The sequence below is a fragment of the Victivallis sp. genome, assembly GCF_048170485.1.
Taxonomy (GTDB): domain Bacteria; phylum Verrucomicrobiota; class Lentisphaeria; order Victivallales; family Victivallaceae; genus Victivallis.
Genome location: NZ_DBEXAY010000173.1, coordinates 1 through 12,941, shown reverse-complemented (window position 1 = coordinate 12,941; position 12,941 = coordinate 1). Strand labels below are relative to the sequence as shown.

Sequence of the window (12,941 nt, the reverse complement as noted above, 5' to 3'; positions counted from 1 at the left end):
GTAATTTTAAACCGCGTTGCCATCGTTTCTCCTATCGGGTTGAGTCCATTCGTTATGTTGTATTCTCATGTAATATACTGCAACCCAAGAGGTTTGCCTCTGTTTTAACTTTAATTTTACCTGTTATTTCACGGATTTAGGAATTTTTTACAATGCGTTATTGGGCATCAATCTTCTTTAGATCTCTTGCTATATTACAAATTTTATCTTTCTGTTCTGCTGTTGGTATCGCCTTACCATGTTCCCATGCCGATACTTTTCTTGACGAAACTCCAACAAGCTCTCCAAACTTAGAACTTATCCCTAGGCGCACAGAAATAAGAGATTCTCCATGATATCCTTTTCGCTGACGCGGTCGTAGTAATAATACCAACTGCACCAACCGGTCGGAATATCGGAGGAATGGCGGGCATGCATCGCTTTGCCCCACCGATCCGCAAATGTTTCCAGAGTTTCATACCCATCCGTCCCCGGAAGGAAGCAGAGCGTTTCAGACCGGAGCGTTTCCCCGGCATCCACCGGCCTGTCATCGCAATCAGCGATGATGTCGAGTTTCTCCAACCTGCCGCTGCCGAGTTGAAGCTCAAAACGCCCGAACATCCGAGCGGCAGTCAGAAAGCCGATCACCAGACAATCGCCGCTTTCGGAATCATTGACCTCGATCAGGTGTTCCGCCCGAAAACAATTCTCCATTTCTGGCTTATAAGACTCCGGGCGGCAGACTGCATAACGGACATAATCCGGGTTCAGCCTGAAGTCCCGGTCCCCCGGCCGCCGCGCGCCACAGCCGCTCGGCATGCTCCATCCCTCCAGATAGAGATGCAGACGGCTGCCGGGAAGCCCCAGAAAATCGTTCCGGTTTCCAGTCCGATATCGCCAGCGAAAACCGCCGCAGCGGAACCCCGCGCCGGAATTAACCAATTCCAGATACATCGTCACCCGGTCCGCCTCCACCCGGCGCTGTTCTTTCAGCGCAATCCCGCGAGTCGCGCACTGCCGCACGTCAAGCCAGCATCCATCGACTTCAAGCTGCGGAATCAAACCGTCACACCAATGCCCGCCTTTGATCACAATTGGCGCTGTTTTCACGGACCGGCAATTTTCATCGTTTCTCATTCCGGAGTACTCCTTACAGTCATTGCTTCGCTGCAAAACGGTGCTGCAGAACCCGCACTCCCAGCCCCGGCAGCTCCAGTTCCTGATCCAGTGGGGCAGGAGTGCCCGCCACGAGGTCGCTCCACTCCTTTTCCCGCTCCAGTACAAGCCGGAACTTCTGCGGCTCCCGATTGTGGTTCAGCAGAATGCAGAGTTCCGCGGAATCAGAGAAGAGCCGGCAGACTTCAATGCCGGTTCCATCGCAACAGTGCCCATCCTGAAGCAGTTCGGCATTGCGCGCCACACCGGAGGTAAGAATCGTCTCCCGGAGCCACTCCACAGCTGGCGCAGCAGGAGATTCGTAATACTGCCGGAAAATCTCCGTGCCGGCCAGAATCGCTGTCCCCTTACCGAAACGGCAGCTGGAGATGGCACATCGTCCATCCTCATAAGGCACCGTAGCTTCAAGTTTTTCGGCTGGTTCGAGCACATGCCAGTAAAAGCAACAGGGAGCTTTGCCTGCCGGATACTCCATCTCCGGCGCAGTTTCCCTGCCTTCCCGGTCAAACATGGTTACGCCAAATACCTGTTCAAGGCCACAGATCGGAGCATATCCCTTGAACATATTGTTGCCGTCTTTGAATGCAAACGGCGACTCGGCAATCACGGTGCCGCCATTTGCCGTGAAATCCCGGATGGCATCCGCTATTTCCTGCGTCATATTTTCGACTGCCGGCAACAGCAACAACCGGTAGCGTTTCAGTTCGCCTAAATTGAACTCGGAGATTCCGTCATACGGAATATTCATATCCCACAATGCCTTGAATGCACCACGAATGCTGTTTTCGATGCCGTCTTCATAGTGGTTGGAAATAATCTTGCCGTCGCCCGTCTGGATATAGGATGACATCAGCAGCGTCATGAGGCGGTCCGCAACGAGAACCGCAGCGGCGGGCCGCGGACAGGCCGTATTAAGCAGTGCCGCATGCCGACTCAACAGTTTCGCCTGTTCCGCATGGAGCCGGGCACGGGCCGACGGCGTTCCGTTCCAGCGCATCAAATTAAAGTTGGCGACCTGATTGTCCGAGATTCGGGTACGATAGTTCCAGCAGACGAATGATTTTGCGTTGTGTCCGATCGCCAGCCAGTTGTTGAAAATCCGTTCCTGCGGTGTCAGCATGGCGACATTGGGACCGGCTTCCGTTTCCAGCACAAGAGTACGGCGCAGGGGATCGCGGGACATCCAGCGGAAACTGTCGACATAAAGAGATTTTGTAAAAGGTGTCAACCACCTTCCTTCGCCATGCGCAACAGTGTAATAGGAGAAGCCAGGAATGTCAAAGCTCTTCGCAACTTCCGATGGTCGGATATTAACTTCGGGAAAGACACCGCGGAATCCGTGTGTCAGGCAGATGTTGCCGGTTACCGGCCGGTCATACGGATCATTTTCATGGATAATGCGCCGGATTTCCCCCATCGCCTCAGCAAGCCGGAACTGGTTGAACTCATGCCAGTCGCGCCATGCGACAAAACCACCATACAAAAAGCCGCAGCCCTGCGGAGGCTCAACCTCATCCCAGTCGCGGAAAAGAACAGGGAACTCCGTGCTCCACGCTTTCAGCATCATTTTCAGATCATTCCGGTAACGCTCTTTCAGCCAATGGCGGAAACGACTGCGAGTGTGCCCGCAATAGCAGCACCCAAGCCACGGCTCATTCCAGTTCATCCAGCCCAATACCGCCGGGTGTTCAGCATAGCGACGCACAGCCAGAGCGATGAACTCAAACGCCCTGCTGCGCCACAGCGGATCATCAAGGCAGATCCGTACCCGCGGTCCTGAGTTATTTCCGCCGGCTCCGGGACTTGCCTGCGGCGGCAGTACCGGATAATCACGGGCGAGCCATTGCGGTGGATAGATGCCCTGAAGATTGTCGAATACGCCGCCAACAGTCAGCAATACGCCAATTCCATGCCGGGCGGCCAGATCCATTACAGCATCCTGCCGGGAGAAATCGTAGCGGTGTTCCGCGTACTCAATGCGATCCTGCGGGACAAATATGCGAATTACATTGAAATTGAGCTTTTCAAGCTCTTTCATATCCTGTTCATACTCTTCGGCGGGCCAATCGGAGGACTTCGCGTATGGAGCGACGGAAGCTCCGTAAAGGAAACGGCTATCCTCAAAAAAATTCTTCATCATGCTCTCTCCAGTTCAATTGCAGAACGTTCTGTCATAAATATCGGATAATCAGTAACTGGATACGGCGCAATAATTGCGGAACCATACGCCCAGTCGGGATATTTCACAATTTCTCGGTCGATCGCATACACCTTGTGCCGCAGTGGATCAATCAGAACCGGTTCCCGAAAACGGTAGCCCAGCTCCCCGGAAATTTTCACCTCGCACCGGATTGGAGGTACCGAGATTTCAACGCTTTCCGGCAGGTACAGCGCAAATACCGGAACTTCATGCCGCAGAAAAGCCACCGAATTGAACTGATAATTCAGTCTGCTTCCTGCCATGTTGCCGTTGATCAGATTTCCGGAAATCATCATCCGGGAAGTCGATTCAGCCTCTGCCAGCAGTGTTGCCATTGCCTGAAAGGCGAAGAATCCCAGTTTGGGCCGCACGGGGTCCGCTTTGAAAATCCCGAATTCCTGATCAGATCCATCGGGATAATAGGAACGCAAATCCGACGCCGTAAAGATCGAAGAAACTTTCATCCCGGTCTGAAAATCGCACAGCAGACGCCGCAGAATATACTTGGCCTGAACATATTCTGACGTAATATAACAGCCGCTGTGATGCGGATGGGTTGCCCGCCCGGCTTCGCCCTGCCAGAACTCCGTTGTTTTCCCTGGAACAGAAAGGTGACTGCGGAAGAAAGCAACCTTGTCGCAGTTTTCAGCCTCCGGGGTGTTGGCATAATTGTGATAACTGATGATATCCACCCAATCCGCAAGCCGCCTGATACCGGCAACTCTGACGTGATCGGAAACGGGATGTGAAATCGTGGCGATAACCTTGACCTGCGGCAATGTTTTACGCAACGCATCCGCACTTTCCTTTACGAAATCCACATAATCTTCTGCAATTCGTATCCGCCGGAGTTCTTCCTTCAGATCTGCATGAACTGGCTGACCGAGATGACGCCAGAATACGCGGTGAACATCCGGTTCATTCCAGATTTCATAGTGTCTCACACGGTCGGAAAAATGCTCTGCCATTGCGGCCAGATAATTTTTCCAAGCAGCCATCGCCCGTGGGCCATGATAAAGTGGAACCTCGCCGACGTAGCCCCGCACCATTCCATTGGCCGGAGAATTTCCACTTTGCCGGAACAGCTCCTCATAGGCGGGAACAGGCGTATGAATCGGGTGGCCGAATCCGGTGTTGAACCAGGGTTGAATGCCGCGCTGAAGCAGATTGTCCACAATAGCATCAAGCCAGGCGAAATCATAAACCCCCGCTGTCTTTTCACATTTGAGCCAACCTGTCTGCAGTCGTACCCATTTACAACCGGCGGCGCAGAGGGGATCGTAAAGGGGCGTCGGGTCATAGGTGTCGCGATCGAGCGTTTCCATGCCGATTCCCGCGATGGAACTGGTGATGTCATGACTGGAGAGGGGTTTCAGCGTTCCGAGCGGACGGATACCGAACTGTTGATCCAGCGGAGCCGGATTGTTGTCATACCGATTCAGGTCATCTGAATCCGGTAATCTGAAAAACTGTTCCATAACCTGTTCCTTCACTATTCCTTCAAAAGAGTGCCGAAGTGTGTTCTGTCCTTATGATTGAACTCACCTCCGGCCCAGACGGTTTGATTCCGCTTCCCGAAGCGGTCGGTGTTGTCCACGGCAATGTCGAATCCGAGCAGTGCAGGTTCAGCGAGGCCGAGGCAGCTCCACGGAACCGTAAGTTCCGCCGTATAGCCGGTGGCATCTTCAGTGATGTTCCACCGGATCTTCGCGGTATTGACGCCGCTGCTTGCCTGCAGCGCCGCCGGCAAGCCGTTCAACGATGCCGGCGACAGAAAAAGCCGATGGACGTTCGGGGTATATCCGGGGAAATCGAGCATGCTCTCCGGGCACGTGTCAAAGAAAAGTTCAATTGTGTCACCATTCCACGGAGCCCCTTTCTCCCTCACTCCGCGCTCGGCATCATTCACCCGGATCGATAACTTCAAGGCCGTTGCAGTCACGTCAGGTTGAAAACTGAATAGCTCTCCGACAACGCATTTCTCGCCACTGCGGCAAAAACTCACTGGCTTGAAGGAAACCGGCCAGCGCCGGAACTCTTTCCCGTTTGAAATAATCACCTGCGCCTGATAACTCGGGCCGTCAAAAGGGAAATACACCACGCTCTCCGCCTGAGGCGGCAAAGTTACCGTCCTGGCGGTTCCGGCAAAGTCCGGGCGCACTTTCAGCGTCACTGTTGCAGTGCCGTGATTGAAGATTCCGATTCCAAGCATCGTTTTTCCGTCAACTTTGCTTTGGCGGGCACCAGTTACGGAATAAGCCAATTCCGGCACGATCTGCGCTTCTGAAACCACTTTGCGCAAATCAGAACCGCGCAGGAAACAAGGGTTTCGGCCGACCGGCAACTCCTCGCGAACCGTCAGCTCATTGCCATAAAGGTCATAAAGGGAAATACCTTCACCACTCAAAGTCAGTTTGAATTTCCGGTCAACCGTGTTATTCCAGAAAGCTGCGATCTCTTTCCCATCGTGGTCACGGTAGAGATAGCAGGTAATCCCGCGAATCCACTCAATACGCTCCACCGGAACGGCTCCCGCGAAGAAGTGAACCAATGCGCTATGCGCCGGATAAAGCATGGATGGAACCAGTCCGGTCTGCACAAATTCCCCCACCTGCTGCCAACTTGGCGAAAGTTCGTGCATCAGCAGTGAAGTGTCAGGCAAGTACATACTCTGCTTGACTCCTTCCCCTAGATCCAGCAAAAAACGTTGCGCCAAATGCCGCGGCAGCGTACCGGCCTCAATCCGTCTGGTATCATTCTTATCCCCCCAGAGATAATAAAGCTCCGTGTTCCAAAGCGGCATTCCGGCTGCGTATTTGTCAACCATCCGCCGCAGTTGCTGTAAGCTCTCACGCGCCGGGTTCGCGCTGTTCTCCTGACGGGACGAATAAGGGTGAAAACTCAGTGCGTCACAAACCTCCAATGCCTTTGATTCCCCGAGTGCTTTCAGGAATGCCCCTGCCGAACCGCCGAAGTCAGATGTAATTCCGCCTCCGACCACAATTGTGCCGGGAGCAGTCTCCCGGATCGCGCGTCCTGCTATTTTGACATACTCCGCATACTTCTCGCCGGGGATGCAGATGTTCGGCTCATTCGTCAGTTCATAAGCGGCAATCCGGCCGCGGTAACGGGAAGCCATGGCTCGGACATAACGTTCCCACATCTCATGCGGCGGCAGCAGGCCGTCCCATGACAGCTTGGTTGCAACCTTATCCGATTTTTCAACCACGAACTTCGGCAGGCGCGTAAAATCGCGTTTCCCGGTCCGGTAATTGTCCCGCAGAAAAAACATATTGCCCAATACCGGCATGATCTGCATGTCATTCCGATCGGCCAGTTCTACGAGCCGATCCGTATTGCTCCAATCGAATACCCCGGGAGCCGTTTCTATCAGCTTCCAGGAAAAAGCATCGCCGTTGTTGCCGCTGCGCAGCAACTTTATGCCGGCATTCCGGAAAAAACGGATATAACTTTCCTGATCGCTCTCCAGCCCCCGGTAGCCTCCGAGGATAAAGCTCTGGTTTTCCGCCGTTTCCCCATAAGAAAACTCCACTCCAAGCACGCTCTCCCGGCGCAAATCCGGCTTGCCGGGCCGGGGCGGGAAAACGCGGGCATAGTGTATCGGGAATATGCTGCCGGAACTCCCGGACCCGGTGAATCCTCCCGCAAGCTGGAAGTGTCCGTAACGACCGGCGGCAAGTTGGAGATTGCGGCGGACGACGTTCCCCGGCTTCAGTTCGAGCTGGTACTCGCCCAGCGGCGTCACAAGTCCGCTCAAACTCTCTTTCTGCGTCAGTTTCACCGCAATTTTCTGATCGGAATTACTGTAGTTGACTGCCGCGATTTCCAACGGCATCTGCGCTTCTCCGAGGCAGATCCGTTCCGGGGCGATCAGTGCCGCTTCCACTCCGGCATGCGGCGCGTAGTCCGTCGCCTCGGTTCCTTCTTCGATCTGAAACGCATCGAACCAGACAGTCGCATCATTCGCAATCCGGTCCCAGTTCCCCCACCGGAACTCGGTGAAATAATTTCCATCCCCCTTGGCGCGGAAGCTGAAAGAGTACCGCTTCCACTCCCGTTCCGGCTTCATCCATCGCAGTTCCGTGATCCAGGCGTCGGATTCCGGCGTGATGTCGCCGGAGAGAACTCCGCAACGGATACGAACCGGTTTGTCGCTTTTCATATACCAAGAAAGCGTATAGGTTTTCCCCGGTTCCAACTTGAACTCAGCCGAGAGGAATTCAATCATATCCGCTTTGGGATTGGCAAAACGGATGCTCTGCCGGCCGTGAACGGCAGAAGCCGAATCAAACTCCGGTTTGAGATAGCCCCCGCCGCTGCGGGCGAAGCGGACCACGCCGAAGTTGGCGGAATCCAGTTCAAAACTGGAGTTGCGGATCGGGTTTGCCGCAGCCGTCCCGGCCAGAAACACTCCCAGCAGAATGCTCAGGACACATTTCATCGGACAAACTCCCAGGTGATTCCCTTGACATCAAGCTCACGGCTTCCGCCGCAGAACAGGCCGATCGACAATGTCAGGACTCCGGACTGCAGCTGAACGATCTTTTCAGCCGTCGGAACTTCAATTTCAAACGACCGGTGCTGCCACTCCGGCGAAACCGTGAAGTTATTGAATTTCACCCAGTGCTCCAGCCCTTTCTGCCAGCCGCCGTCGACGATGATCTGGGCTTTTCCGTCGTGGTCGGCCTTGAACCAGCCGCCAACGCGGTAAACTTTTCCGGGGATGACCGGAACCGGCATGGATACCGCATTGATCCGTTCCGGCGGATTCTCGGAATCCCACTTCAGGCGCATGGCCTTGCCGCCGTCAATATGGTCAGCGGCAGACACGACTGTCAGCGTTCCAAGTTCGTCGCCGCCATCGCGCATCCAGCGGACATGGCGGGAAAACGCGACCGGGAACGGACCCGGATCATTGTCAAAATCCAGTTTCACCGCATGTTTTTCACCGTCAAATGCCTCAACGGAGATATCTTTGACCTCGGCGGAATACGGCAAACTTCCTTCGGTATACCAGCTTAATTCCGCCTTGCCGTCGCCATCGGTTTTGAAGTAAATCTTTGCCGGAGCAAACGTCTTTTGCGCCGGAAGCACGACTGAATTTTTACCGCCGCGGCAATGCAGTCCCCCTTCCGGCGCAAGATACGAAAAACTGCATTGATACAGTGTATCCGCCTTCAACGGAACGGTGCGCACAAGTTTAGGCCAGGTTTTGGGAGTATGGACAATACTGGCCGATTCAGTCTTGATTTTCCATCCACCATACCAGTTCCATGCCGGCCGTTTGATCTCCTCCGCCTGAAGCGCTCCGGCCAAAAGAAAAAGAATGACAGCAAATCTCATCGTGATCTCCTTTCCTGCAGTTAATATCGTGATGTAAAATATTCTGTGAATTCTCTGATTCATTAATAATATGGGAGTTCCGAACTATCTGGTACTCGCTGTCCCCAACCAGGCTCCCGTCCGCTCAGTCAATAAGGCCAGACGGAATACGAACGTGTCGAAGCATCCGAACCATAATTATTACCGTACAGGTAACGCAAATTAAAATCGTTTGCGGTAAGATAATTCGGGTTTTGCGAGGCAACATGTCCATCCGCCATTGCAACATTATCTCTCCCGCCATGGGGCAAAGCCGCGCATTGGGAAGCGATATCCTGCGTGTGATAATTGAAATAGGCGGCGTTGCTCTCTATGCCGCAATTATTTCCGCCATAGATCTTACTGAAATCATGATCTTGGATGACGACCGCCAGCGAGGCTTGCCGGCATTTGCCGATCCGGCGCGGCATATATTTGAACTGCTCCGAAGCGGTCCCCTGATAAAGTCCGAGCAATGCGTTCCACGCGTAACTGGTAATTGCCATGCCATCCCGGTCACTTCCCCTGACACAGGTTTCTTCCCTTGCCGCCGGGCAGAGATACACCTTGCTGACCGCTCCCTCTACCGGAAATTCCGAACCGGAAATATAGGTATAAAGCAACGGCGGGAAGGAATTGTTGAATGCGAATTTGTTATTCCACCTCCAATTGGCCAGCGGATAATAATCCCGGTTATCCCCGGAGTAAGTGAGAGCGGCAATCCCGATCTGTCGGAGGTTGTTTGAGCAGGAGATTGCCTGAGCGCGGGCTCTGGCCTGATTCAACGCCGGCAGAAGCATTGCGGCAAGAATAGTGATGATCGCTATTGCAATGAGCAATTCAATCAAAGTAAATTTCCATCTTACATTTTCCTTCGTATTTTTGGGCGATTCAAGTGAGATGTGATCATTCATTTTTCCTGCCATAGTTACCTGTGTTTTGTTTCATCGACTGGACTCTGGGAAATCATCCTTGACCGAAAGCGGAAGAATCACCAAGTTTTTTTCAGGAACGAAACTTTTATATTCAAAATTACTTTGTCCTCCTTTCTCAATACGATGCAAATTCATTCTGCCGAAAGTGCTTCATCTTTAGTCAATATAAGTGAAGAAAGAAAAATAACAATGGTCTGCAACCTCATTCCCCCGGGACATTCCGGGACAAAACTTGATATTCCGCAATCCAAGTTTATATTAGATGGGAGTTCATGATTTTTTGAGAAAACGGCATCCGTTTTCCGGCCGGTTTGTTCGACTTTTCGGGGAAGCCGGCTTGAAAATGTGACGCGAACAGACTGAAAGCAAAAGAAGGAGCAGAAGGAATCATCGGGAACAAAGCTCCGTCTGCAGGGATCCGGCTTGGGCCTGACTGACTCCGATCGTATGAAAAAAATCACAATCCGGGAACTGGCGCGCCATGCAGGCGTATCCAAATCCACGGTCAGCCGTGCTCTGAATAACCAGCAGGAGGTTGCGCCGGAGGTACGCAAACATATCCTGTCGCTAGCCGCCGAGCTGAAATACTGCAATACGGCCCTCCGCAAATCCCCGGCTATCGCAGTAATTTCCAACTGGGCGCAGTACGGGCAGTATCGGACACGTCTTGAATATGCGGTCTGTCAGGCAATTGAAGTCGCAGGCGGATGCCCTTTTGTCGTTTCAGAAAAAGGCTTGGAACTGGTTTCGGAAATTATTTTCAGCGGAGCGATTTCCATTTGCAGCGAAGACCGTATTGCCGGAGTCTGGTCCCGCCAGAAATCGTGCCCGCTGGTTTGCATCAACGATTTCAGCCGTCACATCGACCAGATCTATACCGTGCGGAGCGACCCGAAACAAGGCCAGCGGCTGATCGTGGAACACTTGGCCGGCCTTGGACATACGCGGATCGGCATGATGCGCCGGGATCGGCATTTTTCGCTGCGAAGTTCCCATTTGACGCAGGAAGGTTTTCTGGAAGCCATGGCGGCGAAAGGCCTGGAATCAACCGCCTTTTACCGTACTTTTGCAGAACCCGCGGAATTCCCGGACGCAATGGACTGGTTGCTCAAACAGCAAATTACAGCCCTGATCGTGATGGGAGAAGGGTATGCCATTCAGGCGGGACACCTGCTGAAACAGCATGGCTGCCGGATTCCGGACGACATCTCTCTGGTAACTCAGGGAATGGAATACATGACCGAGTTTCTGGCTCCTCCCCAGACCGCAGTCATGCAGGATTTTGAACTCCTCGCCCAAAAATCCGTGGAAATGCTCTGGGAACTGATGAGAAGAAGAACCGTATCGGAAGACATCCTGATTCCGGCCAAGCTGATCATCCGCGAAAGCACCGCTCCCCCTCCCGGAAAATAAAACCGCATCAGCTCCCCGGCGCGCCTTGATTACCGGAACCATTCCAGCATAGTACGCGAGCCGGGAACTCATTTCAACAATCGGCATCCTCCGGCATATGCTGGGCGGAACACCCGCCGTCAACCACAAGCCGTTCTCCGCAGATATTCGCAGACGCGTCAGATGCCAGAAATGCAACTGCCTGCGCAATATCCTCTGCTGATGCCTCTTGGCGAAGCGGGCAATTGTTACGGCGGCGGGTACATAACGATTCATCCAGGACAACTTCTGCCGCAGGCCGGAAACCGAATCCGCGAGTTCTTTCTTATACTCCTCGATCTTCTTCAGCAGTTCGGCCTGATCCCGGTCATGATCGCCGATCGCGTCGTTCAAAGCCTTCTGCAGATTCGATATCTGATCCTGCAGTTTTCTGGTCTCGGTGTCGATTTTACCGTTCAATTCCTGACGGAGATTGTCCAACTGGCCGGTCAATTCTTGCTGAAGAATGGTGGCATCGTCACCGGCGCAATCCCAGCAGATCACCAGAATACTCTCCGTCTTGGCAATCACGTCTTTTTCGCTTTTTCCATCAAGGGTGATGCTGTAAGTTCCTTCCTGCAAAACAAGAGTCCGATTCAGCACACATTGCGTCTTTTTGCTTGTGTTTTCATATTTATTGTTGTAAACTGGAAAAAAACCGCCAGGAGTTGGCGGCGAAGATCGTCCGGCTCTTCAAGCTCCAGTCAACTCCGCCCGAAAAATTCGACGCGGCCGGCGAGCGTAGCGCCCTGTCGCTGGAGCTCGAACAGATCATCTACGAACTCAACAAAACCAGCGAAGGAATGCGCAAACGATATGAATCCGAGGAAGAGCCGTTACTCTCAGACTACTTCCCCATGCTAGGTAAAGTCAAAAAACTCGGCAACGTCGAAATCCTCGACGGCGGCGAGGAAGATACAGCCGAGGAGGAGAGTGCATGACCCAATGCGGATTTACTTTTCCAGAAAATCACTTGGTAAAAAGTATCCTTTAATACATTCCGGATTGCGAATACAAATTTGAATGTGAGTCTTCTCCATGAAATATGCGTTGGGATAAATAGGTTCCCCTTCGAAATAGGGACTCCTGATTGAATCGAAGTCAGGATATCCCTTTTCCTTGTTCAGTTCTACCGCCGCATTAATGACGGCACAGTCCAATTTCCTGCTTTTTTCCGTATTTTTCGGTAACTGTTCCGACTGTGCCGCACAAAGGTCACATATGCCGCGGTAGGCTTCCCGTATTACATTCTGATGGCGGGAGTCCGTCAGATTGAGGCAATTCCCCAAGTCAAGAATAACCCCGATCACAGCCGGTTCAATTACTTTTCCCTTTGTTATCCGGGAATTTTTTTGACATTCAAGCGCCCAGTCCATGGCCCGGCAAGGGGCGTTTTCCCCAAAATAAATACCGCTGCCCAGCCAGTCATAGGAGTTTCTGCTGAATTTTAATTGAGTTTCTGCATTCGTATATGCCCAGTGAGCCCCATGGTGAGGGGGATATCGCGGTGGAGCTTTGGAAAAAATTAGACCCAGGAGAAAAATGAGGCCGTCTGGCGTTTGAGCGCCAGACGGCATTCCCCGCTTCATAATAATGAGCCTGAGCTCATTGACTATTTTGCTTCTCCCTTGGGGATCAGAGAATCAATCTGCTCTGCCGGAGTGGCATTCAAACGCGGCAGAACGTCTTCGAGCCACTGTAAGCGCCCAGCGTTTCGGTAGCGCACGCTTCCGCAAAAGCGTGGAAACTTGGGTTTAATCTGCATGCAAAGTCCAGTGGCCTTGCAAAGGTGGAATTTTCTGCAATATTACAACAGGAGGATCCGAGGAACATCAATC

The 12,941-nt window shown here is 52.9% G+C and carries 9 protein-coding genes and 1 pseudogene; 2 read left to right on the top strand and 8 right to left on the bottom strand.

Translation table 11 applies throughout. The features are described 5' to 3' along the window. Window positions 1–303 precede the first annotated feature (303 nt). The 6 genes and pseudogenes from ACMLHG_RS09105 to ACMLHG_RS09080 all read right to left on the bottom strand — a co-directional run. On the bottom strand, window positions 304–1,116 hold the full coding sequence (locus tag ACMLHG_RS09105) for a hypothetical protein (protein WP_417170290.1): 813 nt from the start codon (window positions 1,114–1,116) through the stop codon (window positions 304–306). A 19-nt stretch (window positions 1,117–1,135) separates the two neighbouring features. Continuing rightward, window positions 1,136–3,295, bottom strand: coding sequence for a beta-galactosidase (locus ACMLHG_RS09100; RefSeq protein WP_417170289.1), 2,160 nt, complete (start codon window positions 3,293–3,295; stop codon window positions 1,136–1,138). Next, window positions 3,292–4,833: a beta-galactosidase gene (locus ACMLHG_RS09095; RefSeq protein WP_417170288.1), complete on the bottom strand. Its 1,542-nt coding sequence runs from the start codon at window positions 4,831–4,833 to the stop codon at window positions 3,292–3,294. The genes ACMLHG_RS09100 and ACMLHG_RS09095 overlap by 4 nt, the downstream gene beginning before the upstream one ends. Window positions 4,834–4,847: 14 nt before the next feature. Continuing rightward, window positions 4,848–7,211 carry a sugar-binding protein gene (locus ACMLHG_RS09090; protein WP_417170287.1) on the bottom strand — a complete coding sequence of 788 codons (2,364 nt, stop codon included), beginning with the start codon at window positions 7,209–7,211 and terminating at the stop codon, window positions 4,848–4,850. 602 nt (window positions 7,212–7,813) lie between these two features. Further along, on the bottom strand, window positions 7,814–8,719 hold the full coding sequence (locus ACMLHG_RS09085) for a hypothetical protein (RefSeq protein ID WP_417170286.1): 906 nt from the start codon (window positions 8,717–8,719) through the stop codon (window positions 7,814–7,816). Window positions 8,720–9,531: 812 nt separating this feature from the next. Further along, a pseudogene (locus tag ACMLHG_RS09080) lies at window positions 9,532–9,651 on the bottom strand (prepilin-type N-terminal cleavage/methylation domain-containing protein); the annotation flags it as partial. 468 nt (window positions 9,652–10,119) lie between these two features. Between ACMLHG_RS09080 and ACMLHG_RS09075 the strand changes: the two are divergent. Beyond that, the gene (locus tag ACMLHG_RS09075; protein WP_417170285.1) at window positions 10,120–11,085 is read left to right on the top strand and encodes a LacI family DNA-binding transcriptional regulator; all 966 of its coding nucleotides are present in this window, start codon (window positions 10,120–10,122) and stop codon (window positions 11,083–11,085) included. 73 nt (window positions 11,086–11,158) lie between these two features. Here ACMLHG_RS09075 and ACMLHG_RS09070 read toward each other — a convergent pair whose 3' ends face one another. Beyond that, on the bottom strand, window positions 11,159–11,344 hold the full coding sequence (locus ACMLHG_RS09070; protein WP_417170291.1) for an SDR family oxidoreductase: 186 nt from the start codon (window positions 11,342–11,344) through the stop codon (window positions 11,159–11,161). 427 nt (window positions 11,345–11,771) lie between these two features. Between ACMLHG_RS09070 and ACMLHG_RS09065 the strand changes: the two genes are divergently transcribed. Continuing rightward, window positions 11,772–12,044 (top strand): hypothetical protein, encoded by a 273-nt coding sequence (locus tag ACMLHG_RS09065; protein ID WP_417170284.1) that lies wholly within the window; start codon window positions 11,772–11,774, stop codon window positions 12,042–12,044. Window positions 12,045–12,056: 12 nt separating this feature from the next. On the opposite strand, the gene ACMLHG_RS09060 is transcribed toward ACMLHG_RS09065, so the two are convergent. Beyond that, window positions 12,057–12,692, bottom strand: a complete 636-nt coding sequence (locus tag ACMLHG_RS09060) for a hypothetical protein (RefSeq protein WP_417170283.1) — start codon at window positions 12,690–12,692, stop codon at window positions 12,057–12,059. Window positions 12,693–12,941: the final 249 nt, after the last annotated feature.